We start from the raw sequence: 24,196 nt of genomic DNA on the forward strand, positions 1-24,196 counted from the left end.
GATAGTGTTCAATTAGAACTTGTACGTTACTGCTACGTAGTGGCCAACGCCTGAAGATTGTGCTTCTGGTGCCCATGGTAGTGCTGCGCCATCTTCGAAGCCGTAGACATCTTTATATAGTTTTAGACCGTAACCTACAGCGAAGCGATCTGAGTGCCAGTAAATGCCGTTGAACATCGCACCGCCATTGCTTGATTGATACGTTGCTTTATCTTCCATACCAAATTGGTAATCAATGTAACCTTGGTAAGAGATAAACGAACCGTTTTCAAAGAAGTGGAAAGGTTTAAACCAGTTGGTCGAAATTTGGAAACCGTTCCAATCTTTTTGATTTGAATCATAAGTACCGTAGAAGTTAAGGCCTACTTTACCAAACCAAGGAAGCTCAACATCTGAACCCACACCAATTTTTTGAGAGTTAACACCAGAATTGCCGCCCCACTCCATCAGAGTTGACAGATATACTTCTTGTACAGGGCCAAAAGAAAGGTCTTTACCAGTCAATGCGTCTAAAGACATGCGGGGTGCAAACTTCATAAAGATCTTTTCTTGCCCGTTTTTATCACTACCTTTATCTGATGTTAAGTTAAATACATCAACGTAGCCATATAGGTCAAAGATTCCAGAGCGGCCACCAAATTCCATTTCGAGATAGTCATGTGTTGATTCAGCACCAGCACCTTTTTCATCGAATGCGCCCATTAGGTTAAATTGCATCCATTTGTAGTCGTTCTTGTGGATATCGCCATCAGAATAATCAGCAGCCATTGCAGGAGCAGAAATCGCTGCAACAACACCCAGAGCTAAAAGTGATTTACGCATAATAGAAACTCTCTATGTTTGTTAACTTAAATGTTGATTCAATATTTACTTAATAGCGCAATCTTTGTTGCGCTTTGTTGAGGCGAATAATATCGATATTATTCTCAAATTCCATGTGCAACAGTGCTAAAAAAACATAAAACGGGTGATCTGCATCTCATTAACAAGTAAAAAAATAAGATGTAGCGGAACTTTCATTTCGTTGCACAAAAAATGACAAAGGTATCGATTACGCAATCGATCGCTCTTTAATTTGGCGTTTGTCTAATAACCAACAGGATCGGTAAATGATCCCTTTGCAGCGAGGTAACGTAATTGTTACCAAGCAGTTTAGGAGTTGTCATTTATGCCTGAAATTATGTTGTTCCCACTGAGTTCGGTCGTTTTGCCTGAAGGAAAAATGCGTCTGCGTATTTTTGAACCAAGGTACAAGCGCCTGATCTCGCAAGCGCTCAAATCTGATGGTTGTTTCGGTATTTGTCTGTTTGACCCGGCACAAGCCAAATCAAGTGGCGAATTGTCAGCGGTCGGTACATTAGTGAAAATTACCGATTTCGAATCTTTGGATGATGGGCTGTTGGGCATTTCAGTCACGGGATTAAACAAGTTTCGAATTCAACGGGTTAGAGTCGAATACGATGGGCTGAGATTGGCGCGCATCGAGTCACTTTCTAATTGGGATGTGACTAGTTTGGATTACCAAGCAGAACCTTTGAGTCAGGGGCTAGCCAAAATCTATCAACAATTCCCAGATTTGGGCGAACTTTACCAGCAACGTTTTTTTGATGATGCTAGTTGGGTCAGCCAGCGGTGGTTAGAGATTTTACCTATGAGTAATCAAAAGTTTGACTCATTAGTTACTCAGGCCGATTGCAGTGGAGCGATCGAATTTTTAAAACGAACATTGAATAATACTCAGGTTCAGTGATCGGTTAGTGTTCAGCATCGTATACAATGATTAGAGGGCTCCCATTAAGGATATCGAGATGGCCGAAATAGACACCCAAGCTTTTAAAAAAGCAGACTGGGCTTTGTGTATGGAAAAAGTCAAACAGAAAGACAAACAAGCGTTTGCATTGGTGTTTACTCACTTTTCTCCCCGATTAAAACAGTTTGTTTACCGTCACATGGGCAATGAACAAGTCGCTATAGAGATAGTCCAAGACGCGCTAGCGACAGTGTGGCAGAAAAGTATGTTATTTGACGGCAGTAAAAGTTCGTTATCGACTTGGATCTACACGATTGCGCGAAATCTCTGTTTTGACACGTTGAGAAAGCAGAAGGGTAGAGAAATGCACATCCACTCAGAAGATATTTGGCCAAACGACTATTGCCCGCCAGACATGGTTGAACATTATTCTCCTGAAACAGAGATGCTTAAACAGCAAATCGTAAAATATCTTGATTTGTTGCCTGATGCGCAAAAGAAAGTCGTTAAAGCTGTCTACCTTGAAGACCTCCCTCATCAGCAGGTAGCCGACATGTTCGATATTCCGCTCGGCACTGTCAAATCACGTTTGCGTTTGGCCGTGGAAAAGTTACGCAATACCATAGAGGTAGATAAATTATGAGTTTTCATCCACAAGCCGAATTTCTTCAAGCTTATGCGCAAGGTACCCTGGATGATGTGAGTGCCTTTACGGTCGCAACGCATATTGAAGGCTGTCCACAATGCCAGCGACAAGTAGCGCAGTTTGAAGCACAATGTGGCGAGGCCCTTTTTGCAGCTCCAGTAGCTTCACAAGACAATTTTGATGATATGTTCAATCAAATTGTATCATTGGAACAAAACGATAAGCCGTTTCGTCCGCAAAGACAGCCTACTTATATTGAAGTAAATGGCAAATCGTTCCGTTTGCCGCTCTCTTTGTCGCGTTTTCGTGACCAAGTAGGAGAGTGGAAAAGTTACGGCGGTAAGGTGTTCAGTGCGTCAATCGACATTTCAAACGATGCCCGTGTCAGTTTGATGTACATTACTGAAAATGTGTCGATCCCTCAACACACCCATAAAGGTTTAGAATCAACGTTGGTGCTGCACGGCGGCTTTAGTGACGAAGATGGCCACTACGAAGTGGGTGATTTCCTATTGAAAGACGCATCGATCAAACATAGCCCAAGCACCAAAGTCGGCGAAGATTGTCTATGCTTAACCGTTCTCACCGAACCGATGATTTTTACTCAAGGCGTTGCTAGAATGTTTAATCTGTTTGGCAAAGGATTGTACCCCTAATCGCTAGGTCTTATTTAAACCTGCAACGAAGATAGAATAAAGGCTTGGTAATTGACCAAGCCTTTGTTGTTTATCCTTCAGCCTGTGACTCTTTCTCGTCCCTTTTGCTGGCATTATTAAGAATATCAGCAAAGTAGTGGCGCAGTGAGTAGAGCATGATCAAGCTTGGAATAACCATCAACGCTGTGACAATAAAGAAGGTCGACCAATCATTGAGGTAGTCGACTAATTCTCCGGAAAAAGAGGCTAAGGTAGTGCGGCCGAAGTTTCCGAGTGAGGCGAGTAAAGCGTATTGGGTGGCAGAGAAAGCTTGCCCGGTGACGACCGTTAAGAACGAAACAAACGCCACGGTTGAAAATGCCGAGGTGAAGTTGTCCACAGCTAGAGTGGCCAAGAATAAGTGTTCATTTGGCCCGACGTTGGCTATCCAAGCGAACATTAAGTTACTTGAGGCCATGGCGATACCGCCGATCATTAGGCCGCGAACGATACCAAACCTCACATTGACCATACTGCCAATTAGGGTAAACAAAATAGTTAGCCCCCAGCCAATCAATTTAGAGTAGTAGCCAATTTGTTCGTTGGAGAAACCGATATCTTTATAGAAAGCGATAGACATTCGCCCTAAGAAGGCTTCGCCAATTTTAAACAAGAACACGAATAACAGCAGTGTTAAAGCAACGCGCACGCCATTTTGTTTAAAGAAGTCTAAAAAGGGTTCGACCACGGTAACCGTTAGCCAAGCAATTGCCTTATTACCCACCACTTGTGTATGACGTTGTTCTGCCGCTGCTTGGAGTGAGTCGCGCTTGGTGACGGGTTCTCCAACTAACAGAGTAAATAGCATCAGTAGAGCGACGATCGCGGCCATGCCGTAATAAACACCATTCCACCCAATCGCATCCGCATTAATAAACGCCAGATAACCTGGCACAGAGTAACCTGTCCACCAACCGATCACGGCCATTGCAGAAGCTTGCGGCAGCTTAGAAGATTCTGACTTAGGGAAAGAGTCGATACGATAAGCGTCAATGGCAATGTCTTGCGTCGCTGATGCGGTGGCGATGCCCAGTGCAAAAATCGAGGTCAGCATCAGATTCTCTGCCGGGTTGACCCCTGCAATAAAGAGTGTGCAGACCAGTACCAGTGACTGACAGAGAAAAACCCAGCTTCTGCGTTGACCAAGTAAGCGGTGTAAAACAGGGAGCTTGACACGGTCAACCAATGGCGCCCAAAGAAAATTAATCGCATACACAGCAAATACACTGCCGAAATAGCCAATCGCCGAGCGAGTTAGCCCTGCGTCTTTCAGCCAGCCTGACATATTGGATCCGATCAGCACCCACGGAAAACCACTGGAGCAGCCGAGCATAAACACCCACATGAGGCGTCTATCCATGTAACTGCGAATAGTCTCTAGCCAAGACATCGATGTAGAGTTAGAGGACATACTCTATTCCTTGTTTGAAATTGGGACAGCAAGAAAATGAAGGCTCTAGCCACTGTGGGTAGAGCCTTAGCCGTTATTTTAGAAGTGTCGCTTGAGTTATAATGATGGGGCTAACAGGGACGTCACGATAGCGTCCGACGGACTGAGTGGGTTGTTGTGCCATATTTTGAATGACATCAAATCCTTGAGTGACCTTACCGAAAACCGCATAACCAGGAGGGCGCTGATCGTAATCCAAGAAGCTGTTGTCAGTGAAATTGATGAAAAATTGCCGAGTCGCTGAGTCTGGATTATTGGTTCTCGCCATAGCAACGGTTGCTGTCGCGTTTTTTAGTCCATTCGCTGCTTCGTTCTTGATTGGTGAGTATGTTGGTAGTGACTGCATGTTTTTATCAAAACCACCGCCTTGAGCCATGAAGCCAGGAATAACGCGATGGAACTGAGAGCCTACATAGCTGCCATCTTCAACATATTTAATGAAGTTAGCGACCGTTACAGGTGCTTTCTCTTGGTTAAGTTCAACCGTAAACGAACCAAGATTGGTTTCAAAAGCGACTTTCGGTCCTGCAAACGCAACGCTGGTGACGAGCGCAAGTGAGGCGATGGCCGTTTTCCACATTAGAAACGCTCCTGCATGTAGTTTTGTAGCTCGCGGTCATTGGCAATTTCTTGCATGACTAAGTTAATGACGTCATTGAGCACGGTCTCAATCTCTTCATTAGACGCACTAAGTGCACTAGTACGCTTTGCTGTGCCCGTATAAGTTTTGATCAATTTTCCCTGCGGCGTCTCAGCGGTGATTTCGAGTACGACTTTACCATCCATCTCGTTTTCCATGACTGTATGCTTAACAGAAACCAGTGCTTCTTGAACCTCAACTTGCAGTGAGTTTTCACTGTTAACTGTGCTGCGGAAGCCTTGGGATTGGAATTGTTCCAATAATGCGTTTTCAATAGAAATTCGAACATTTTGCTTGGAGTGAATCGGCTCGATATTAGAACGACCACTGTCAACTAGAGCTACATATTGTGCGGAACGAACGTCTTTACTTGTTAGGGTAAAGGTCGCACCTTGAACTAAATCGCTATTGCTCAGTACAGCCTTTGGCATAAAGCTAATTTGCTCATGTTGCGGCGCTGAACAGGCAGCAAGTAATGCCATAGAAGCGGCGATAACCAGTTTTCTCATTACAATTTCCTTTCTTTGGTATCTCTGAGAGCTTTCAAATGTTCAGACAGATAATAGTGGACTATTTAGTCGCTTGTAAAATAACAAATTTATTGTTCGACGCAGCAACCTTGATCTTTGACTTACCAAACAGTCTTGCTAACTTTCCATCGTAGCCGAGGTGGCGGTTACCGATAACTAATAATTGCCCACCAGAGGTAAGAATTTGCTTTGCATCACAGAACATCTGCCAAGCGATGTGATCAGTAATAGCTTGCTGCTGGTGGAAGGGTGGATTACAGACAATTAAATCGATGTCTTGTGCCACCATACCGTCTAAGCAATTATTGGCGATGCAGGTGATATCACGCTCATCACCGAGGTTTGACTTTAGGTTTTGGCGGGCCGACTCGACCGCCATAAAACTCTCATCAACACAGGTGATTTTTAGCTGTGGGTTGAGTTTCCCCAGTTTAACCGACAATACGCCATTGCCACAGCCTAAATCTAACACATGTTGTAAGTGAGAACTTTGCGGCAGGTGCTGGAGCATAAAACGTGCGCCTAAATCTAAGCTCTCTCCCGAGTAGACATTGGGTAAGTTGTTGAGTTCGATATTTTCGTTATCGACTTGCCAACGGGTATCAGCACTGACAGGCGTCGGTTGTTTATCAGTGGCATAGCTAAACACTAGGCGGTGTTTTTTCCACGCTAATGACGTTTTGGTTTCACCAAGATGCTTTTCAAACAGTTTAAGGGTAGAACTATGAATCTCCTTGGCTTTATTGACCGCGATAATCGGGACCGACGCTTTCAATCCAGAGTGTAGCTGACTAAGTTGCCACACTAAATGACGATTGCTTTTGGGTAATTGCATCAGTACTAAGTCAGCATCATGAGGAATAGGATCCATGGTCGTTGCCAATGTGATCTGTGGGCCATCATTGAGTGCTAAATTTGCTTTGGCTGCCTGATGAGCGATATAAGAGTCGCTCATCATAGTAATGCGGTGTTGGTGACTAAACCAACAGCTCAGAGCACCGAAGTTGTCATTAAGAATAACAATGTGCTTTGGCGTGTCGAGGTTCATTGCCTCGATATGATTGATAAGGTACTCATCGCCCGCGTCCCAAGCCTGAAGCGTTTCATTATTTCGCTTGGGGTATCGATGTAGCGAGAGGGTACGCTCGTGGAGCGCTAACTCAGTTTTCATAATACTAACTCAGTTTTCGTTAATAGTGGGATTCAGGTGATCCGTAATGGCGCGATTGTCGCAAAAGCAACTGCATGTGAAAACTAAAACCTTTAGCTTTGTGCCTATCGAGATTATTATCGAGTTTACTCTATTGTTTATATCTGATGGTGAAGCAAGATGCTGCAAGAAGTAATAGAAAGCAAACTCCAACATAGTTTTGAACCTGCGTATTTGAATGTGGTTAATGAGAGCTACATGCACAATGTCCCCGCGGGGTCTGAAAGCCATTTTAAAGTCGTGGTGGTTAGTGACAATTTTGAAGGGATGCGTTTAATCGCACGTCATCGTCAAATCAATCAGACGCTTGCAGATGAACTGTCAAATCATATCCATGCACTTTCGATTCACGCATATACAACAAAGGAGTGGCAAGAGCAGCAGGGCATTGCGCCGGACAGTCCTATGTGTTTGGGGGGCTCTAAGTAATCATCGCTTTATAAAGGGCAATGTAGCCCTTTATCCTTACTCATAGTAAGCATTAACAAGCTAGAAACAAATTGGCCCAGTAATTGTTTTTAAAACAAAATGTTTCAGTGTGTGAATGAATGTTTTTTCTGCCCAATTTCGCCAATATCTCGGTTTGTGCGGTGGCTCAAAGTTATGACTATTCCTTAGCCTTTTAAACTCAATTACTTCCAAATATCACGCTTTACTCTGTGATTCATCATGGCATCCAAATCTAAAAAGATGATAGACTATCGCACCTGATAAATCTCGCTGCCTTTCTGTCGCGAGGTTTTTAATAGGATGTTGCGATTTTGGTGTTTAAGTATCACCAAAACCGGACACTAGTGTCGTGTCTAAAAGTTACGCAATTAAAGAATCTTTTTCCCGATAAAAGTAGTGCAAGTGCGTATGATTACAATAAAGAAAGGGTTGGATCTGCCAGTGGCAGGGACTCCATCCCAGGTGATTAATGATGGTAAAACCATCAAGAAAGTCGCCTTGCTTGGCGAAGAGTACATCGGCATGCGTCCAACCATGCATGTCCGCGTAGGCGATGAAGTAAAAAAAGCTCAGATTCTTTTTGAAGATAAGAAGAACCCTGGGGTGAAATTTACTTCACCGGCAGCTGGTAAAGTGATCGAAGTTAACCGTGGCGCTAAACGTGTCCTTCAATCTGTTGTGATTGAAGTGTCAGGCGAAGAGCAGGTAACGTTTGATAAGTTCGAAGCTGGCCAACTAGCAAGTCTAGACCGTAACACGGTGACGACTCAGCTGGTTGATTCTGGCCTTTGGACCGCTTTACGTACTCGTCCGTTCAGCAAGGTTCCAGCAATCGAGTCTTCTACTAAGGCAATTTTTGTCACTGCGATGGATACCAATCCGTTAGCAGCACAGCCTGAGTTGATCATTAATGAGCAACAAGAAGCGTTTGTCGCTGGTTTGGATGTACTTTCAACTTTGACTGATGGCAAGGTTTACGTTTGTAAATCTGGTACAAGTCTTCCTCGTTCTTCTCAACCTAATGTTGAAGAGCACGTTTTTGATGGCCCTCACCCAGCAGGCCTTGCTGGTACTCACATGCATTTCCTGTATCCAGTGAATATAGAGAATGTGGCGTGGAGCATTAACTACCAAGACGTGATTGCGTTTGGTCAGTTATTCCTAACTGGTGAGCTATACACTGATCGTGTTATCTCTCTAGCAGGCCCTGTGGTGAATAACCCTCGTTTAATTCGTACGACACTAGGTGCTAGCCTAGATGACATTACGGACAACGAGTTAATGCCAGGCGAGGTTCGTGTGATTTCCGGTTCGGTACTATCAGGTACACATGCAACAGGGCCTCACGCATACCTAGGTCGTTACCACGTGCAGATTTCTGTATTACGTGAAGGCCGTGAGAAAGAGCTGTTTGGCTGGGCGATGCCTGGTAAGAACAAGTTCTCTATCACTCGCTCATTCCTTGGTCATGTCTTCAAAGGTCAGCTATTTAATATGACCACTACGACCAATGGTAGTGATCGTTCGATGGTCCCAATTGGCAACTACGAACGTATAATGCCTTTAGATATGGAGCCAACATTACTGCTTCGCGATCTATGTGCAGGTGACACCGACAGTGCGCAAGCACTAGGTGCCCTAGAGCTAGATGAAGACGATGTAGCGTTGTGCACCTTTGTTTGTCCAGGTAAATACGAGTACGGTGAACTCCTTCGTGAATGCCTAGATAAAATCGAGAAGGAAGGGTAATTCTCATGGCACTTAAAAAGTTTCTTGAAGACATCGAGCATCATTTTGAACCTGGTGGCAAACACGAAAAGTGGTTTGCCCTGTACGAAGCTGTAGCAACAGTGTTCTACACACCTGGTCTAATCACAAAGAAAAGCTCGCACGTTCGTGACAGTGTTGATTTAAAACGCATCATGATTATGGTTTGGTTCGCAGTATTCCCTGCAATGTTCTGGGGTATGTACAACGCGGGTGGCCAAGCTATCGCAGCACTCACTCACATGCATTCAGCTGACCAATTAGCAACGGTTGTTGCAGGTAACTGGCATTACTGGCTGACTGAAATGTTCGGCGGTACGATTGCTGCAGATGCGGGGGTCGGTAGTAAGCTATTACTTGGTGCGACTTACTTCCTGCCAATCTATGCAACGGTATTTATCGTTGGTGGCTTCTGGGAAGTGCTGTTCTGTATGGTACGTAAGCATGAAGTAAACGAAGGTTTCTTTGTTACTTCTATTTTGTTTGCACTGATTGTCCCACCGACTCTTCCTCTATGGCAAGCAGCACTGGGTATTACCTTTGGTGTGGTTGTGGCCAAAGAAATCTTTGGTGGTACTGGTCGTAACTTCCTTAACCCAGCTCTGGCTGGCCGTGCATTCCTATTCTTTGCATACCCAGCGCAAATCTCGGGCGATGTTGTTTGGACTGCAGCAGATGGCTTCTCTGGTGCAACTGCACTGAGCCAATGGGCTCAAGGTGGTAACGGCGCGCTGATGAACACGGTCTCTGGTGCTCCAATTACCTGGATGGATGCATTCATCGGTAATATCCCTGGTTCTATCGGTGAAGTATCGACGCTTGCTCTGATGATTGGCGCTGCGATGATCGTCTACATGAGAATCGCATCATGGCGTATCATTGCTGGTGTAATGATCGGGATGATTGTGACAGCAACGCTGTTTAATGTGGTCGGTTCAGATACCAACCCAATGTTCAATATGCCATGGCATTGGCACCTTGTTCTTGGTGGCTTTGCATTTGGTATGTTCTTTATGGCGACAGACCCAGTATCGGCTTCATTTACCAATAAAAGTAAGTGGTGGTACGGCGCTCTAATTGGCGCAATGTGTGTACTAATCCGCGTAGTTAACCCAGCCTACCCAGAAGGTATGATGCTGGCGATTCTATTTGCGAACCTGTTTGCACCTTTGTTCGACCACATAGTCATCGAGAAGAACATCAAGCGGAGACTAGCACGCTATGGCAAGTAATAACGACAGCATTAAAAAGACGCTGGGTGTTGTTGTCGGGTTGAGCTTAGTGTGCTCAATCATCGTTTCAACAGCTGCAGTTGTTCTTAAACCTAAGCAACAAGCTAACGCGGTACTCGATAAGCAAACGAAAATCGTTGAAGTTGCTGGTATTGAGACTGAAGGAAAGAAAGTACCTGAGCTTTTTGCACAATACATCGAACCTCGTCTTGTAGACTTCAAAACTGGCGCTTTTGTTGACGGCAATGCAGCAACTTACGACCAACGTAAAGCTGCAAAAGATTCTGCAGAATCTACCAAGCTAACCGCTGACCAAGATAAAGCGAAGATCCTACGTCGCGCAAACACGGGTGTTGTATACCTAGTGAAAGATGGCGATGCCGTATCTAAGATCATCCTGCCTATACACGGTAATGGTCTATGGTCAATGATGTATGCATTCGTTGCTGTAGAAACTGACGGTAACACAGTATCTGCGATGACGTACTACGAGCAAGGTGAAACACCAGGATTGGGTGGTGAAGTTGAGAACCCATCTTGGCGTGATCAGTTCGTGGGTAAAAAACTGTTTGATGACAACCATAAACCAGCAATCAAAGTGGTTAAAGGTGGTGCTCCAGCAGGCTCTGAACACGGTGTTGACGGCCTTTCAGGTGCAACACTAACTAGTAACGGTGTTCAACACACATTTGACTTCTGGTTAGGCGATATGGGCTTTGGTCCATTCCTAGCAAAAGTTCGTGACGGAGGTCTGAACTAATGTCTAGTGCACAAAATGTTAAAAAGAGCATTCTAGCGCCAGTATTGGATAACAACCCAATCGCGCTACAAGTTCTTGGTGTATGTTCTGCGTTGGCAGTGACCACCAAACTAGAGACTGCGTTTGTTATGACGCTGGCAGTAACCTTTGTAACTGCTCTGTCTAACTTCTCGGTATCATTAATCCGTAACCACATTCCTAACAGCGTGCGTATTATCGTTCAGATGGCAATTATCGCATCACTAGTAATCGTGGTAGACCAAGTGCTAAAAGCCTACTTATATGATATCTCTAAGCAGCTATCGGTATTTGTCGGCCTAATCATCACTAACTGTATCGTGATGGGCCGGGCTGAAGCTTTCGCGATGAAGTCGGCACCAGTGCCTTCGTTAATTGATGGTATCGGTAATGGCCTTGGTTACGGTTTCGTTCTTATCACTGTTGGTTTCTTCCGTGAACTATTTGGTTCGGGCAAATTATTTGGCCTGGAAGTATTACCTCTAGTGAGCAATGGTGGTTGGTATCAGCCAAACGGCTTGATGCTACTTGCGCCATCTGCATTCTTCCTAATCGGTTTCTTAATCTGGGTAATCCGTATTCTGAAACCAGAACAAGTAGAAGCGAAGGAGTAAGGACGTCATGGAACATTACATTAGTCTGTTAGTTAAATCGATTTTCATCGAAAACATGGCGTTGTCTTTCTTCTTGGGTATGTGTACGTTTCTTGCCGTATCTAAGAAAGTAAAGACCTCTTTTGGTCTAGGTGTTGCAGTTGTGGTTGTGCTAACCATCGCTGTTCCAGTCAACAATTTAGTTTACAACCTAGTACTACGAGAAAATGCTTTAGTTGAAGGTGTCGATCTTAGCTTCCTAAACTTCATCACCTTCATCGGTGTAATCGCAGCACTTGTACAGATTCTAGAGATGGTTCTCGACCGTTTCTTCCCACCTCTGTACAACGCGCTAGGCATCTTCCTTCCGTTGATCACGGTAAACTGTGCAATCTTCGGTGGTGTATCTTTCATGGTACAGCGTGATTACAACTTTGCTGAATCGGTTGTATACGGTTTCGGCTCAGGTGTGGGCTGGATGTTAGCAATCGTTGCTCTTGCAGGTATCCGTGAGAAGATGAAGTACTCTGACGTACCTCCGGGTCTACGTGGTCTAGGTATTACCTTTATCACGGTAGGTTTAATGGCGTTAGGCTTTATGTCTTTCTCTGGTGTTCAACTGTAAGTCGGGTAAACCGCAACAATAAAGGAATAGTCAATGGACATTATTCTTGGTGTCGTGATGTTTACTCTGATCGTACTGGCGCTAGTACTAGTGATTCTTTTCGCTAAGTCTAAGCTTGTACCAACAGGTGACATTACAATTTCTGTGAACGGTGACCCTGAACTGGCGATCGTTACACAACCAGGTAGTAAACTACTTAGCGCACTTGCTGGCGCGGGTGTATTTGTTTCTTCTGCCTGTGGTGGCGGTGGCTCTTGTGGTCAGTGTCGCGTAAAAATTAAATCAGGTGGTGGTGACATTCTACCGACCGAGCTTGACCATATTACTAAAGGTGAAGCGCGTGAAGGTGAGCGTCTAGCGTGTCAGGTTGCAATGAAAACTGACATGGATATCGAGCTTCCTGAAGAGATCTTTGGCGTTAAAAAGTGGGAATGTACCGTTATCTCTAACGATAACCAAGCGACATTCATCAAAGAGCTTAAGCTACAAATTCCTGATGGCGAAACCGTACCTTTCCGTGCCGGTGGTTACATCCAGATTGAAGCACCTGCTCACCATGTTAAATACGCTGACTTCGATGTACCTGAGGAGTACCGTGGAGATTGGGATAAATTCAATCTTTTCCGTTACGAGTCTAAGGTCAACGAAGAGACGATCCGTGCTTACTCTATGGCGAACTACCCAGAAGAAGAAGGCATTATTATGCTAAACGTGCGTATTGCTACGCCGCCGCCTAATAACCCTGAGGTACCGCCTGGTATCATGTCTTCATACATCTGGTCGCTGAAAGAAGGCGATAAGTGTACCATTTCTGGTCCATTTGGTGAGTTCTTCGCTAAAGATACAGACAACGAAATGGTTTTTGTTGGTGGTGGTGCTGGTATGGCGCCGATGCGTTCACACATCTTCGACCAACTAAAGCGTCTTAAGTCTCAACGTAAGATGTCTTTCTGGTACGGTGCACGTTCTAAGCGTGAAATGTTCTATGTAGAAGATTTCGACGGCCTACAAGCAGAAAACGACAACTTTGTTTGGCACTGTGCTCTGTCTGATCCAATGCCAGAAGATAACTGGGATGGTTACACCGGTTTCATCCACAACGTATTGTACGAAAACTACCTGAAGGACCATGAAGCGCCTGAAGATTGTGAATACTACATGTGTGGTCCACCGATGATGAATGCGGCCGTTATTGGTATGCTCAAAGATCTTGGTGTAGAAGACGAAAACATCCTACTGGATGACTTCGGCGGCTAAATTTCAGCAGATTTGAAGCTGTAGCGTTGTTGGCTTCATAAACCCAACCTAATTACATAGAAGTTCTATGTTCATAGGCTTGGGTTTATTTGCCGCTTTGCTACGTCTCTAACTACTTGAAATTGAATATATAAGATGGCTGACTGCTTATTAGTCAGCCATTGCTTTTTCTAAGAATGGTAATAGTCGATGCGTTAGATACAGACGCATGCGCTATTCCCGTTCCTCAAATTACAGGAGTCTAACAAGTGAAAAAGTGGCTTGTTGCATTTGCTTCTTTATTGGTTCTAGTTGGTTGTGAAAAACCGACTGAACAAATCCACCTAAGCGGCCCAACAATGGGTACGACTTACAACATCAAATACATTACCGCACAAGGGCAGCCCTCTGCGGATCTGCTGCAAAAAGAGATCGATCGTCTTCTCGAACAAGTGAACGATCAGATGTCGACTTATCGTAAAGATTCAGAACTGAGCTTGTTTAATCAAAGTGATGCTTCGGCTGCGTTTGAGGTGTCGCCACAAACCGCCACTGTCGTGAAAGAAGCGCTGCGTTTAAACGGTCTGACTTTAGGTGCTTTAGATGTGACGGTAGGCCCACTAGTTAACTTGTGGGGTTTTGGACCCGAAGGGCGTCCAGAGATCGTTCCAACTGATGCCGAACTCAGTGAACGTCGAGCGATAACGGGGATTCATCACTTAACGGTTGAAGGCAATATGTTACGCAAAGACATTCCAAATCTTTACGTCGATCTTTCAACGATCGCTAAAGGCTGGGGGGTTGATGTAGTCGCTGATTACATTCAATCGCAAGGTATCCTAAACTATATGGTAGAGGTTGGAGGGGAGATGCGCCTCAAAGGCGTCAATCGTGAGGGTGTTGCTTGGCGTATAGCGATTGAAAAGCCTTCGGTTGAAGAACGAGCGATTCAAGAAATTATTGAGCCTGGCGACATGGCCATTGCGACTTCTGGTGACTACCGTAACTATTTCGAGCATGATGGTGTGCGTTATTCTCACATCATTGACCCTAATACAGGCAAGCCAATTAACAATAAAGTGGTGTCTGTGACTGTTTTAGATAAGTCTTCAATGACAGCGGATGGGCTTGCAACCGGCTTGATGGTGTTGGGTGACGTTCAAGGAATGAAGGTAGCCGAAGAGCATAATATCCCAGTGTTGATGATCGTCAAAACCGACAATGGGTATCAAGAGCTTGCGTCGACGGCGTATCTGCGATACATGAATTAATTAAATCTGAGTGAGCCTATTATGAGTACATTTCTGATTACGTTTGGTGTATTTATGGCAGTGATTGCAGCAATGTCAATCGGCTATATCATCCAGAAAAAAGTAGTAAAAGGCAGCTGTGGCGGCTTAGGTGCCGTTGGCATCGAAAAGGTCTGTAACTGCCCAGAACCTTGTGACGCGCGTAAAAAGCGTGAAGCGCGCGAAGCTGCTCGAGCAGAAAAGCTCTCAGCTTGGGAAAAAGACAGAATTGCTTAATAGCCTGTTTTTGTTAAGTTGATTTTCTATAACCCGGCAGAGTCCGGGTTATTTTTTAACTGTAGTTTATATAGATAGCCAAAAAAACAACACGATAGCTTTAATGATAAGCAGTTGAGGTCAGCTATACTCATCATCATCATCATAAGTACATTTTTGGAGGTAGCATGGAGCTATATCAACACGATATGTCTCATTTGTTTAAACAACTCGGACTAGGAAGTTCAGACCAAGAGATTAACCAGTTTGTTGCGCAAAACCGACAGCGTCGAGATGCTGAATTACTGCATGAGGCAAGCTTCTGGAGCAAGTCTCAAGCGGCATTTCTTAAGCAGGCGATAGAAGAAGATGCAGATTGGGCAGAAACGGTCGATCAGTTGGATGTGATGCTGCGAGACTAAAAAGCAAAGCGGCTCGATAGTCGCCTGGTAATTTGTTGATGGTTTATATCGGTTTCCAGAGACCGATAAATTATTTATACTGTATTTTTAACCAGTACTACAGTGGTCAAATGCATGTCAGTGCGTACAAATAAAATCATTCACGTTGATATGGACTGCTTTTACGCTGCGGTTGAAATGCGTGATAATCCAAGTTACCGCGATCGACCACTGGCTGTCGGTGGACATGAAAAGCAACGTGGGGTGTTGAGTACCTGTAACTATCAAGCTCGTGAGTATGGAATTCGCAGTGCGATGCCAACCGCTCGGGCACTGCAACTTTGCCCCCAGTTACTTGTTGTCCCCGGACGTATGCAGGTTTACCAGCAGGTGTCTAAACAGATTCGTGAGATATTTTCACGTTACACTGAGCTGATTGAGCCGCTGTCACTTGATGAAGCATACCTTGATGTCACCGATGCAACTCAGTGCCAAGGGTCGGCAACCTTGATTGCTGAAGCCATTCGGCGCGATATATTGAATGAATTGCAATTAACCGCTTCAGCAGGTGTTGCACCCGTCAAGTTTCTTGCCAAAGTGGCGTCAGATATGAATAAGCCCAATGGCCAGTATGTGATCCCACCAGAGCGTGTTCAGCAAGAGGTCGATAAACTAGCGTTAGAAAAAATACCCGGTGTAGGTAAAGTCAGTTTAGAGAAGCTTCATCAAGCTGGGTTTTATGTCTGCGCCGATATCAAGCGGAGTGATTACCGCGCCCTTTTACTCCAGTTTGGCCGTTTGGGCGCCTCGCTATGGAACAAAAGTCATGGCATTGATCATCGACCAGTCGTGGTTGAAAGAGAGCGTAAGTCCGTCGGCGTTGAGCGTACATTCAGTCACAACATTTTCACGTACGATCAATGTTGGCAAGTGATCGAGAGTAAGCTTTATCCTGAACTGGAACGACGTTTGAGTAAATCTTCACCCGATAAAGCAATCATTAAACAGGGAATTAAGGTCAAATTCGCTGACTTCCAACAGACTACGATTGAGCATATCCATCCTTGTCTTGAGTTGGAAGATTTCAAGCAGCTACTGCATGATGTATTAAAGCGTCAGCAAGGACGTGAAATTCGATTACTTGGCTTGAGTGTGATGCTCAAGCCAGAAGAACTCGCCAAACAGCTTAGTTTCTTTTAACTCGCTTGGTGTTGTTCAAGCCAATCTGTGACCTGAGCAAAAGGTATTCTTTCAAGTTTGCCAAAGCCGCTCAAACTGCGCGCTTTGAGTTTGCCAAGTATCGGCGTGGCAATGCCACACAAAAATTTAGCTTGTAAAGCTCTAGAAAGCGGCTGCTGAGCCCGTTGTTGTAACTCATTAAGCCAAGTCTGTATTTGCGCGTCAGTCGCATCTGGTACAATAGATTTAGGCAGGGTGGCGACCTCACCACGACAGACACTGCAATGGCCGCATAGTTTTGGTGCTTGTGCATCACCAAAGTAACTCGCCAACTTAAAACTCAGACACTGGTCAGATTCAAACAGCGCTAATAGGTTGTCGATCCGTTCAATATCACTACGTTCTTTCTCATTAAACAGAGCCCATAACTGTTGGGTTAACTGCTCGACAGACTGATCACTTGGATTAACTTGATACACTTCAGTCATGAGCTTACTTTCGAGCTCTATCCAACCCTTTTCATGGAAATAATCGAGTGCGGCGATGGCGCGTTGTCTTTCACCAGAAAAATGTTGCCAAAGCGCATCAAAATCGACCTGACACCAGACTTTAGCTTGAGTTGAGCAATCAAAAAGAGCGCGCACAAAATCGCTACGTTGAGGATCAAACTGTTCGATAATGAATGATTTATTTTGAATAAACTTAAATCGATAGTCGGCAAAGTAGCTGTACTTGGCGGCAATCAAAGCGAACATTTCCATATAAACCAACAGAGTTTTCAGTGGCAGTTGGCGGATATTGGTTTCGCTTGAAAGACGAGATATCACCACTTCCCATTGCGGGGCATTAGACTGCGCTTGCTCGATGACTGCTGCAATTTCATTGGGTTCTGGTGTGTCGCCATAAACAAAATTTTCCAACGTGCAGATGCCACTTTTGTTACCGATCAAGATGCATTGCGAAGGTTGGCCATCACGACCAGCGCGACCAATCTCTTGAGCATAGTTTTCAATAGATTTGGGTAAGTCGTAATGAATGACACGACGAATATCGGCTTTATCCACCCCCATACCAAATGCAATGGTAGCGACGATAGTATCAATGTCGCCACTCATGAACTGCTCTTGGATGCGTTGGCGAATATCAGAATCGAGCCCCGCATGGTAAGCCTGAGCGTTAATTCCTGCCTCGCGTAGCATGTTTGCCAATGACTCGGCACTGTTTTGCAAAGTGACGTAGACGATAGAGGGCTGAGTTGCGCCAGGAGATAGAGCATTCAGTAAAGCCTCATTCTTCTCCTCGTCACGACAGGGAATAACACTCAAATCTAAATTGGCACGATAAAAACCGGTTGTGACGACATCTTGATCGGCGATGGAGAATTTGTTGCGCATATCATCGATCACGGCATTGGTCGCGGTCGCCGTCAGCAACAAACATTGAGGGATTGCGAATTCTTGTTGATAGTGAGGAAGTTTAAGGTAGTCAGGGCGAAAGTTGTGTCCCCACTCTGAAATACAGTGCGCTTCATCGACCACTAACAATGAAATCGGAATTTGCTTAATAAATTGACGAAATCGCTCATTCTTAAGGCGTTCGACTGAGATCATCAAGATCTTCAATTCACCGCTACGGGCTTGATTCATCACCGATTGGGTTTGTTCTCGAGTCTGGCTCGAATCAATCGAAGCAGCGCATATATTATGACGTTGGAGAAAAGCCAATTGATCTTTCATCAAGGCCAGCAAGGGTGAAATCACTAACGTTAGATGGGGAAGCATCAGTGCAGGTAATTGATAGCAGAGTGATTTCCCTGAACCGGTAGGAAAAATTGCTGCACTCGATCGCCCCGCTAAAATGGTTTCAATCGCTTGTTGCTGACCAGGACGAAGGTGATCAAAACCAAAAGTGTGCTTAAGCGTTTGTTCGATCTTTTGCGTGATAGAAACGTCACCCATAGTTATTTATTCCTGCTTTTTTTATTCACTATTGGCAGGTATTCTAAAGATAATTTCTGCGTTGGAATATGATTTTAGTATGAATAAGTTGGAACTGCGTCAGACAATCTTAACCTTGTTACAGCAGAAATTGCATGTTGCTCAGCGTTCCGCTCAACGAGCTTTCGAATCGGCAACGGATGAAGAGACGGTCCCAGAGCATAAATACGATACGTTAGCGCTTGAGGCATCTTATTTAGCCCATGGACAAGCGATGCGAGTCCAAGAGTGCGAGCAGGAGATTGCACTTATTACGCAATTACCACTGAGTGACTCACCACAACAAGTTGCATTAGGTTGTGCGGTATTGCTGTTAGATGAGGAAGACCATCGCCGCTGGTTTTTTACCTCGCCTTGTTCGGGGGGGATGAAAGTGTGGTTTGACAATCAAGATGTGAGATTAGTCACCTTTGAGTCACCACTCGGAAAGGCACTAAAATCGAAACAGATTGGTGATGAAATTCACTATCATATTGCTGGCAGTGATTATTGTTACGAAATAGAAACCATTGTCTGACAATGGCTAATGTTCAGTTGATAAGCTATGGGTTGCAAAAAAAGGGTAGGATGATGAAAAAGAAATTAGTGACGTTACCACTACTATTGGTGTCCAGTCAGTTGTTTGCCGCTCAATGCAACATTGATTTGAAAAATGAAATTCACCTTAATGAACAACGGTTGGAAATCCAGCAGGCTGGAGGAGAAACGGCCGTTGTTGATAGTGATAATACTTTGACTATCCATGGTGAGCGCATTGAGCTTAATAGCGATCAGCAGCAAGCAATTGCTCAGTATCGTGACAGTCTCAACGAGTATCTGCCGCGAGCGAAACAGATGGCACAAGAAGGCTTAGCGCTTGCGAACGATATTGTTGATGATGTAGCGCAGAGCTTTGATGCGCCAGAGGCCTTTGCAAGTGTCAAGCAATCCATGCAGCAGTTTTATGCTGAGATTGAATCGCGCTATTACAAAGAAGGCGATCTTATCCTGCCAGCCGATAGCTTTAATACATTAACCGAAAGCTGGGCTCAAGATTTCGATAAAGCTAAAGCGTTATTTAACGAAGAGTTTATTAGTAGTGCGTTTGATGCAATGTCTGAAAAGATGAAAGCAGAAGGCGGTTTGAACTTGACTGAAATGGCCAATGCGATGAGTGAGTTAAAGCAACGAATTTCTGAGCGCTTGGCGGAGCACGTCCAGCAAGTAGAAGAGCAAAGCGCAGAGTTTTGTGATTCATTGGATCAATTAGCGGATCAAGAGCAGCAACTGCATCAAAAAGTTCCTCAGTTGAAGGATTATCAGATTTTTACAATCTAAGATTACCGCTGTTCAGACCCTTTGATTGTTGAGCTTTTCAACTTAAAGAGCGCATAACGCGCTCTTTATCTAGACAGATAATGCTTGATTGTGTTTGATTCGTGCTCAATGAGCGAGTGCATTGCCCTATCACTTGGTCGCAACTGAGTTGAGGTTATCGATGAACAGCCATGTCATAAAATATTTACAAGTCATTTAAACTAAACTTTAGCCAACTTGCCTGTAGAATTGACTAGGTTTATTGTTATCGACAACATTTTACTTTAATGTACTAGCTAACTAGTTTGTAAGTTCGGTTAAAGTAGTATGACACAGAGTGACAATGCTCAAACACGTGAACATTTTGGCTCACGTCTTGGATTTATATTAGCGGCAGCGGGCGCTGCGGTTGGCTTAGGCAATATTTGGGGTTTTCCAACTCAAGCGGCGAGCAATGGTGGTGGGGCATTTTTGCTTGTCTACCTACTGATGATTCTCATTGTCGCCTTTCCAATGCTGGTGGTGGAAATGGCCATCGGTCGTCATGGGCAGGCAAACCCAGTTGATAGTATGCGCTCACTTACCAACAACCCTATTGGCAAAAAATTAGGTGCAGCGGTAGGCTGGGTTGGTCTCAGTGTGCCCAGTGCGGTTCTGGCGTTTTATAGCATTGTTGGTGGTTGGCTAATATGCTTCTTGTTTGGCGCTGTGACTGATGTTTTGGGAATGGAAGCAGCCACTGTTTGGTTTAAAGGCTTTAGCGTTGAGCGCAACTTATTCGGTACGGTAATCTTTTATGTGCTCACGATCTTAATTGTTCAAGGTGGGGTTAAACAAGGGATCGAGAAATGGTCGACACGTTTGATGCCAGCCCTGTTTGTATTGTTTGCGCTGTTGTTTGTTTACATCATGACGCAGAATGGTGCGATGGAGGGACTAAAGCATTATTTGATCCCCGACTTTACGAAAGTTATGGATCGCAAGCTAATATTAGCAGCCATGGGCCAAGGCTTTTTCTCGTTGACGATCGGCGGCTGTTCAATGCTGATCTACGGCTCTTATCTCAGTAAAAAAGAGAATTTGCCGAAAATGGCGATGAATGTCACCTTGGTGGATACTGCGGTAGCTTTTATTGCTGGCTTAGTGGTGATGCCTGCGATGTTTGTGGCAATGCAAAGTGGCGTCGAGATCTATGCGCAAGACGGCTCACTTTTGAGCTCAGATACGTTAGTGTTTACGGTTCTACCTTTGATGTTTGATAGTTTAGGCTTATTAGGACAGTTGTTTGCGATCGTATTCTTCTTGTTGTTAACGATTGCCGCATTGACCTCTTCTATCTCGATGTTAGAGTGCCCAGTGGCATTAGTCAGTGAACGCTTTGAGACCAAACGTGGCATCACAAGCTGGGTGCTTGGCGCTTTCATTGCCTCATTCAGTATTGTCATTGTTTATAATTTTGTTGCGCTATTTGGCTTAGTGGCGATGGTCGCTACTCAGTATTTACAACCACTCGCGGCGCTACTGTTTTGTCTTTTTGGTGGTTGGGTGTGGAGCCGTCAAGCAAAAGTCAAAGAACTTGAGCAAGGCTGCCCAGAATTTTCTCAGGGCTGGTTTGGCAAGCTATGGCCTATTTATGTCAAGTTTGTCTGCCCGATGTTAGTGGCAACTGTCATTTGGGCCTCGTTTGGTTAATTAAGCGCCCCAATAACGATTAAGCCCGCGATAAGCGGGCTTAATATGATTTATGACGGGGTATGAATTTGGCCGGTCGTGAGTGGCTCAAGATCGGCATCAGAAACTTCACCGATAAAATCTTCTACTACCTGTTCTACCTCTTGGTCGTCTTGTTCAAAATACGCCAAGTGGAAAATGGCGTCTCCTTCGTTGACCAAGGGGAGTGTCTGTTGTCCGATTACAATCCCGCCCTTACGTGCTTTCAGCTCAATTTCACTGTGTCCTAATGGGGCGCTAATATAGGCCAACACCTGACCTCGCGTTACTTTTTCGCCAAGGGTTACGACGGTACGCAAAATGCCGTTACTTTCGGCACGTAACCAACTGGTTGATTTGGCTATCACCGAAGTGGGCAGACGCTTACGGCTTTTGCGTAACATGCCAATCGCCTGCATAACGCGTTTGACACCTAAATAGCCGGCATTGATACAGATGGGCTCAAAGCGTAATGCTTCGCCTGCTTCATACGTCAGCACTGGTATATTGAGACGTTCAGCTTCGCTTCGCAATGAGCCCTCCCTTAATGGCGAGTCAATCACTACGGGCGTTGCGAAAGCCTGAGCAATTCGCAGCGTTTCTGGATTACTTAAATCGGCACGGACTTGAGGCAAGTTGGTGCGATGAATCGCTCCCGTATGCAGGTCGATAATGTAATCACACCGTTTCGCAACCTGAGAGAAAAAAGTGTGCGCCATGCGTGAAGCCAGCGATCCTTTGTCACTGCCAGGGAAACAACGATTGAGATCTCGTCTATCTGGGAGATAGCGAGATTTGTGAATAAAGCCAAATACGTTGACGATTGGCACGGCGATCAAGGTGCCTTTAAGCTTGCTAGGATCAATGGTGTCGATCATTTGGCGTACGATTTCTACCCCGTTGAGCTCGTCACCATGGATGGCCGCATTGATCATAAGAACCGGCCCCGCTTGATGCCCATTAATGATTTCGACAGGGATAGACAGCGGTGAGTGCGTATAGAGCCTAGCCGCCTCTAACTCAATGACCTTTCTTTCTCCCGGCGAGACAAACTCGCCGAGAAATTCAAATGCGCTATTTTTCTTAGCCTTTGCCACGAGTTTTGGTCCTTTTGCTTGCCGCATTCTTCTCGATGAACTCAATAATCATTCCCGCGATATTTTTACCGGTAGCAGCCTCGATACCTTCTAAACCAGGAGATGAGTTCACTTCCATGACTAACGGGCCGCGCGCAGAACGCAGTAGGTCGACACCTGCGACGTTCAAGCCCATAATTTTTGCTGCCGCTGCCGCAGTGCGACGTTCTTCTGGGGTGATTTTTACCAAAGAGGCGCTACCACCACGGTGCAAGTTTGAGCGGAATTCACCTTCTGCCCCTTGACGTTTCATTGCCGCAATCACCTTGTCACCAATGACAAAGCAACGAATATCCGCACCGCCAGCTTCCTTGATGTATTCCTGAACCATAATGTTAGCTTTAAGACCCATAAAGGCCTCGACAACACTTTCAGCGGCTTTGCGTGTTTCTGCAAGGACAACACCAATGCCTTGAGTACCTTCAAGAAGTTTGATCACCACAGGCGCGCCCCCAACCATATCGAGCAGATCTTTAACGTCATCGGGCTTGCTGGCAAAACCGGTGATCGGCATGCCGACCCCTTTTCGTGATAGCAACTGCATTGAACGTAACTTGTCACGTGAGCGTGTAATTGCCACCGATTCATTGACTGGGTAAACGCCCATCATTTCAAACTGGCGTAATACAGCCGTACCGTAAAAGGTAACGGAAGCCCCGATACGAGGAATGACTGCATCAAAACCAGATAGTTCTTCACCTTTAAAGTGAATTTCAGGTTTATCTGAATTGATGTTCATGTAGCATCGTAGTGCATCGATTACTTTCACTTCATGACCGCGTTCTTTCGCCGCTTCAATCAAGCGCTTGGTTGAGTAGAGCTTGGCGTTGCGTGACAGAATACCAATTTTCATGACTTGTTTTCCTCGAAAGGGATTAAAAATGATTCAACCGGATCAACCATGATGCGGTGATGCATCGAAGTGCGTCCTAACAACATACGAAAGGCCATATTTTCGCGGTTTGTCAGCGTGATCTCAATTGGCCAACTTTCACCTCCGATCGAAAACATCGATGAAATGACATAGCGGGACTCTTCGTGTCCACCTGAGTCGCGAACAATACGCTCGTCAATCACCGCCGCCTCACATACCACCTCTACTTCGGTGTCGTGCTGATTTGGATGGAGCCAGAAGCGTACCCACAAGGCATGGTCTTTATTAAATGTTTCTACCTTGAAAGCATGCAAACATGAAGTTCTGGCCCCAGTATCAATTTTTGCATTAATTTTATGAATGCCAAGTTCTGGCAAGCTAACGGTTTCACGCCAGCCAACAACGATTTTTTCTTTCATCACAGTAACGATTTCAGTTTGGGAAGTTGGAACAAGTGCTAAGAGACTATAGCACTCTTTACAGTAAGCAATTGGAA

The 24,196-nt window shown here is 45.0% G+C and carries 26 protein-coding genes; 17 read left to right on the forward strand and 9 right to left on the reverse strand.

Going from position 1 to position 24,196, the window contains the following annotated elements:
* Positions 1 to 12: 12 nt before the first annotated feature.
* Positions 13 to 822: a nucleoside-specific channel-forming Tsx family protein gene (locus CDZ87_RS03260; protein WP_100752150.1), complete on the reverse strand. Its 810-nt coding sequence runs from the start codon at positions 820 to 822 to the stop codon at positions 13 to 15.
* A gap of 346 nt (positions 823 to 1,168) precedes the next feature.
* Between CDZ87_RS03260 and CDZ87_RS03265 the strand changes: the two genes are divergently transcribed.
* Genes CDZ87_RS03265 through CDZ87_RS03275 form a run of 3 tightly spaced genes read left to right on the forward strand, consistent with a single transcriptional unit; the run spans position 1,169 to position 3,052 of the window.
* Positions 1,169 to 1,750, forward strand: a complete 582-nt coding sequence (locus CDZ87_RS03265; protein ID WP_100752151.1) for an LON peptidase substrate-binding domain-containing protein — start codon at positions 1,169 to 1,171, stop codon at positions 1,748 to 1,750.
* Positions 1,751 to 1,808: 58 nt separating this feature from the next.
* Positions 1,809 to 2,393 (forward strand): sigma-70 family RNA polymerase sigma factor, encoded by a 585-nt coding sequence (locus tag CDZ87_RS03270; RefSeq protein ID WP_100752152.1) that lies wholly within the window; start codon positions 1,809 to 1,811, stop codon positions 2,391 to 2,393.
* Complete coding sequence (locus CDZ87_RS03275) at positions 2,390 to 3,052, forward strand: ChrR family anti-sigma-E factor (protein WP_100752153.1); 663 nt, start codon at positions 2,390 to 2,392, stop codon at positions 3,050 to 3,052. Before CDZ87_RS03270 ends, CDZ87_RS03275 begins: the two co-directional genes overlap by 4 nt.
* Positions 3,053 to 3,122: 70 nt before the next feature.
* On the opposite strand, the gene CDZ87_RS03280 is transcribed toward CDZ87_RS03275, so the two are convergent.
* The 4 genes from CDZ87_RS03280 to CDZ87_RS03295 all read right to left on the reverse strand — a co-directional run bounded on the left by CDZ87_RS03280 (position 3,123) and on the right by CDZ87_RS03295 (position 6,882).
* Positions 3,123 to 4,502: an AmpG family muropeptide MFS transporter gene (locus tag CDZ87_RS03280; protein WP_100752154.1), complete on the reverse strand. Its 1,380-nt coding sequence runs from the start codon at positions 4,500 to 4,502 to the stop codon at positions 3,123 to 3,125.
* 73 nt (positions 4,503 to 4,575) lie between these two features.
* Positions 4,576 to 5,121 carry a peptidylprolyl isomerase gene (locus CDZ87_RS03285; protein WP_100752155.1) on the reverse strand — a complete coding sequence of 182 codons (546 nt, stop codon included), beginning with the start codon at positions 5,119 to 5,121 and terminating at the stop codon, positions 4,576 to 4,578.
* Positions 5,121 to 5,690, reverse strand: a complete 570-nt coding sequence (locus tag CDZ87_RS03290; protein WP_100752156.1) for a YajG family lipoprotein — start codon at positions 5,688 to 5,690, stop codon at positions 5,121 to 5,123. Before CDZ87_RS03290 ends, CDZ87_RS03285 begins: the two co-directional genes overlap by 1 nt.
* Before the next feature lie 61 nt (positions 5,691 to 5,751).
* Complete coding sequence (locus tag CDZ87_RS03295) at positions 5,752 to 6,882, reverse strand: methyltransferase (RefSeq protein ID WP_100752157.1); 1,131 nt, start codon at positions 6,880 to 6,882, stop codon at positions 5,752 to 5,754.
* Between the two features lie 159 nt (positions 6,883 to 7,041).
* On the opposite strand from CDZ87_RS03295, the gene bolA reads away from it, so the two are divergent.
* The 11 genes from bolA to dinB all read left to right on the forward strand — a co-directional run bounded on the left by bolA (position 7,042) and on the right by dinB (position 16,708).
* Complete coding sequence (gene bolA, locus CDZ87_RS03300; protein ID WP_100752158.1) at positions 7,042 to 7,350, forward strand: transcriptional regulator BolA; 309 nt, start codon at positions 7,042 to 7,044, stop codon at positions 7,348 to 7,350.
* A 429-nt stretch (positions 7,351 to 7,779) separates the two neighbouring features.
* Positions 7,780 to 9,120 (forward strand): Na(+)-translocating NADH-quinone reductase subunit A, encoded by a 1,341-nt coding sequence (locus CDZ87_RS03305; RefSeq protein WP_100752159.1) that lies wholly within the window; start codon positions 7,780 to 7,782, stop codon positions 9,118 to 9,120.
* Positions 9,121 to 9,125: 5 nt separating this feature from the next.
* A complete protein-coding gene (locus CDZ87_RS03310) occupies positions 9,126 to 10,370 on the forward strand; it encodes an NADH:ubiquinone reductase (Na(+)-transporting) subunit B (protein WP_100752160.1) in 1,245 nt (414 codons plus the stop codon).
* Positions 10,360 to 11,130 carry a Na(+)-translocating NADH-quinone reductase subunit C gene (locus CDZ87_RS03315; protein ID WP_100752161.1) on the forward strand — a complete coding sequence of 257 codons (771 nt, stop codon included), beginning with the start codon at positions 10,360 to 10,362 and terminating at the stop codon, positions 11,128 to 11,130. Before CDZ87_RS03310 ends, CDZ87_RS03315 begins: the two co-directional genes overlap by 11 nt.
* Entirely contained in the window at positions 11,130 to 11,762 is a 633-nt protein-coding gene (locus tag CDZ87_RS03320; RefSeq protein WP_005380269.1) for an NADH:ubiquinone reductase (Na(+)-transporting) subunit D, read from the forward strand. Before CDZ87_RS03315 ends, CDZ87_RS03320 begins: the two co-directional genes overlap by 1 nt.
* A gap of 7 nt (positions 11,763 to 11,769) precedes the next feature.
* Positions 11,770 to 12,366, forward strand: coding sequence for an NADH:ubiquinone reductase (Na(+)-transporting) subunit E (gene nqrE / locus CDZ87_RS03325; RefSeq protein WP_014232790.1), 597 nt, complete (start codon positions 11,770 to 11,772; stop codon positions 12,364 to 12,366).
* Positions 12,367 to 12,399: 33 nt separating this feature from the next.
* The gene (gene nqrF, locus CDZ87_RS03330) at positions 12,400 to 13,623 is read left to right on the forward strand and encodes an NADH:ubiquinone reductase (Na(+)-transporting) subunit F (protein WP_100752162.1); all 1,224 of its coding nucleotides are present in this window, start codon (positions 12,400 to 12,402) and stop codon (positions 13,621 to 13,623) included.
* Between the two features lie 248 nt (positions 13,624 to 13,871).
* Positions 13,872 to 14,873, forward strand: coding sequence for an FAD:protein FMN transferase (locus CDZ87_RS03335; RefSeq protein WP_100752163.1), 1,002 nt, complete (start codon positions 13,872 to 13,874; stop codon positions 14,871 to 14,873).
* A gap of 21 nt (positions 14,874 to 14,894) precedes the next feature.
* Positions 14,895 to 15,128 (forward strand): (Na+)-NQR maturation NqrM, encoded by a 234-nt coding sequence (gene nqrM, locus CDZ87_RS03340; RefSeq protein ID WP_100752164.1) that lies wholly within the window; start codon positions 14,895 to 14,897, stop codon positions 15,126 to 15,128.
* Between the two features lie 167 nt (positions 15,129 to 15,295).
* On the forward strand, positions 15,296 to 15,529 hold the full coding sequence (locus tag CDZ87_RS03345; RefSeq protein ID WP_100752165.1) for a DUF2789 domain-containing protein: 234 nt from the start codon (positions 15,296 to 15,298) through the stop codon (positions 15,527 to 15,529).
* 114 nt (positions 15,530 to 15,643) lie between these two features.
* Positions 15,644 to 16,708: a DNA polymerase IV gene (gene dinB, locus CDZ87_RS03350; protein ID WP_100752166.1), complete on the forward strand. Its 1,065-nt coding sequence runs from the start codon at positions 15,644 to 15,646 to the stop codon at positions 16,706 to 16,708.
* Here the strand turns inward: dinB and CDZ87_RS03355 are convergent.
* Positions 16,705 to 18,645 (reverse strand): RecQ family ATP-dependent DNA helicase, encoded by a 1,941-nt coding sequence (locus tag CDZ87_RS03355; RefSeq protein WP_100752167.1) that lies wholly within the window; start codon positions 18,643 to 18,645, stop codon positions 16,705 to 16,707. The genes dinB and CDZ87_RS03355 overlap by 4 nt on opposite strands.
* Positions 18,646 to 18,724: 79 nt before the next feature.
* On the opposite strand from CDZ87_RS03355, the gene CDZ87_RS03360 reads away from it, so the two are divergent.
* The 3 genes from CDZ87_RS03360 (at position 18,725) to CDZ87_RS03370 (ending at position 21,672) form a co-directional block, all read left to right on the forward strand.
* Entirely contained in the window at positions 18,725 to 19,201 is a 477-nt protein-coding gene (locus CDZ87_RS03360) for a GreA/GreB family elongation factor (RefSeq protein ID WP_100752168.1), read from the forward strand.
* 53 nt (positions 19,202 to 19,254) lie between these two features.
* Complete coding sequence (locus CDZ87_RS03365; protein WP_100752224.1) at positions 19,255 to 20,001, forward strand: YggN family protein; 747 nt, start codon at positions 19,255 to 19,257, stop codon at positions 19,999 to 20,001.
* Between the two features lie 306 nt (positions 20,002 to 20,307).
* Entirely contained in the window at positions 20,308 to 21,672 is a 1,365-nt protein-coding gene (locus CDZ87_RS03370; protein WP_100752169.1) for a sodium-dependent transporter, read from the forward strand.
* A 50-nt stretch (positions 21,673 to 21,722) separates the two neighbouring features.
* On the opposite strand, the gene CDZ87_RS03375 is transcribed toward CDZ87_RS03370, so the two are convergent.
* The 3 genes from CDZ87_RS03375 to CDZ87_RS03385 are packed head-to-tail and all read right to left on the reverse strand — an operon-like array spanning position 21,723 to position 24,119.
* Complete coding sequence (locus CDZ87_RS03375; RefSeq protein WP_100752170.1) at positions 21,723 to 22,814, reverse strand: succinylglutamate desuccinylase/aspartoacylase family protein; 1,092 nt, start codon at positions 22,812 to 22,814, stop codon at positions 21,723 to 21,725.
* Complete coding sequence (gene rimK, locus CDZ87_RS03380; RefSeq protein ID WP_100752171.1) at positions 22,774 to 23,679, reverse strand: 30S ribosomal protein S6--L-glutamate ligase; 906 nt, start codon at positions 23,677 to 23,679, stop codon at positions 22,774 to 22,776. Before rimK ends, CDZ87_RS03375 begins: the two co-directional genes overlap by 41 nt.
* Positions 23,676 to 24,119 carry an ATP-dependent zinc protease family protein gene (locus CDZ87_RS03385; RefSeq protein ID WP_100752172.1) on the reverse strand — a complete coding sequence of 148 codons (444 nt, stop codon included), beginning with the start codon at positions 24,117 to 24,119 and terminating at the stop codon, positions 23,676 to 23,678. The genes rimK and CDZ87_RS03385 overlap by 4 nt, the downstream gene beginning before the upstream one ends.
* Positions 24,120 to 24,196: the final 77 nt, after the last annotated feature.

Source organism: Vibrio salilacus (genome assembly GCF_002811245.1).
Lineage (GTDB): Bacteria > Pseudomonadota > Gammaproteobacteria > Enterobacterales > Vibrionaceae > Vibrio > Vibrio salilacus.

Bases quoted from the DNA above. Each gene is read 5' to 3' on its own strand.
- CDZ87_RS03310 (WP_100752160.1), top strand. From the start codon at position 9,126: ATGGCACTTAAAAAGTTTCTTGAAGACATCGAGCATCATTTTGAACCT.
- CDZ87_RS03270 (WP_100752152.1), top strand. From the start codon at position 1,809: ATGGCCGAAATAGACACCCAAGCTTTTAAAAAAGCAGACTGGGCTTTG.
- CDZ87_RS03355 (WP_100752167.1), bottom strand. From the start codon at position 18,645: ATGGGTGACGTTTCTATCACGCAAAAGATCGAACAAACGCTTAAGCAC.
- CDZ87_RS03365 (WP_100752224.1), top strand. From the start codon at position 19,255: ATGAAAAAGAAATTAGTGACGTTACCACTACTATTGGTGTCCAGTCAG.
- CDZ87_RS03285 (WP_100752155.1), bottom strand. From the start codon at position 5,121: ATGTGGAAAACGGCCATCGCCTCACTTGCGCTCGTCACCAGCGTTGCG.
- CDZ87_RS03260 (WP_100752150.1), bottom strand. From the start codon at position 822: ATGCGTAAATCACTTTTAGCTCTGGGTGTTGTTGCAGCGATTTCTGCT.
- CDZ87_RS03345 (WP_100752165.1), top strand. From the start codon at position 15,296: ATGGAGCTATATCAACACGATATGTCTCATTTGTTTAAACAACTCGGA.
- CDZ87_RS03280 (WP_100752154.1), bottom strand. From the start codon at position 4,502: ATGTCCTCTAACTCTACATCGATGTCTTGGCTAGAGACTATTCGCAGT.
- nqrF (WP_100752162.1), top strand. From the start codon at position 12,400: ATGGACATTATTCTTGGTGTCGTGATGTTTACTCTGATCGTACTGGCG.
- CDZ87_RS03370 (WP_100752169.1), top strand. From the start codon at position 20,308: ATGACACAGAGTGACAATGCTCAAACACGTGAACATTTTGGCTCACGT.
- bolA (WP_100752158.1), top strand. From the start codon at position 7,042: ATGCTGCAAGAAGTAATAGAAAGCAAACTCCAACATAGTTTTGAACCT.
- CDZ87_RS03375 (WP_100752170.1), bottom strand. From the start codon at position 22,814: ATGCGGCAAGCAAAAGGACCAAAACTCGTGGCAAAGGCTAAGAAAAAT.
- nqrE (WP_014232790.1), top strand. From the start codon at position 11,770: ATGGAACATTACATTAGTCTGTTAGTTAAATCGATTTTCATCGAAAAC.
- dinB (WP_100752166.1), top strand. From the start codon at position 15,644: ATGTCAGTGCGTACAAATAAAATCATTCACGTTGATATGGACTGCTTT.
- CDZ87_RS03265 (WP_100752151.1), top strand. From the start codon at position 1,169: ATGCCTGAAATTATGTTGTTCCCACTGAGTTCGGTCGTTTTGCCTGAA.
- rimK (WP_100752171.1), bottom strand. From the start codon at position 23,679: ATGAAAATTGGTATTCTGTCACGCAACGCCAAGCTCTACTCAACCAAG.
- CDZ87_RS03290 (WP_100752156.1), bottom strand. From the start codon at position 5,690: ATGAGAAAACTGGTTATCGCCGCTTCTATGGCATTACTTGCTGCCTGT.
- CDZ87_RS03295 (WP_100752157.1), bottom strand. From the start codon at position 6,882: ATGAAAACTGAGTTAGCGCTCCACGAGCGTACCCTCTCGCTACATCGA.
- CDZ87_RS03385 (WP_100752172.1), bottom strand. From the start codon at position 24,119: ATGAAAGAAAAAATCGTTGTTGGCTGGCGTGAAACCGTTAGCTTGCCA.
- CDZ87_RS03275 (WP_100752153.1), top strand. From the start codon at position 2,390: ATGAGTTTTCATCCACAAGCCGAATTTCTTCAAGCTTATGCGCAAGGT.
- CDZ87_RS03305 (WP_100752159.1), top strand. From the start codon at position 7,780: ATGATTACAATAAAGAAAGGGTTGGATCTGCCAGTGGCAGGGACTCCA.
- CDZ87_RS03320 (WP_005380269.1), top strand. From the start codon at position 11,130: ATGTCTAGTGCACAAAATGTTAAAAAGAGCATTCTAGCGCCAGTATTG.
- nqrM (WP_100752164.1), top strand. From the start codon at position 14,895: ATGAGTACATTTCTGATTACGTTTGGTGTATTTATGGCAGTGATTGCA.
- CDZ87_RS03360 (WP_100752168.1), top strand. From the start codon at position 18,725: ATGAATAAGTTGGAACTGCGTCAGACAATCTTAACCTTGTTACAGCAG.
- CDZ87_RS03315 (WP_100752161.1), top strand. From the start codon at position 10,360: ATGGCAAGTAATAACGACAGCATTAAAAAGACGCTGGGTGTTGTTGTC.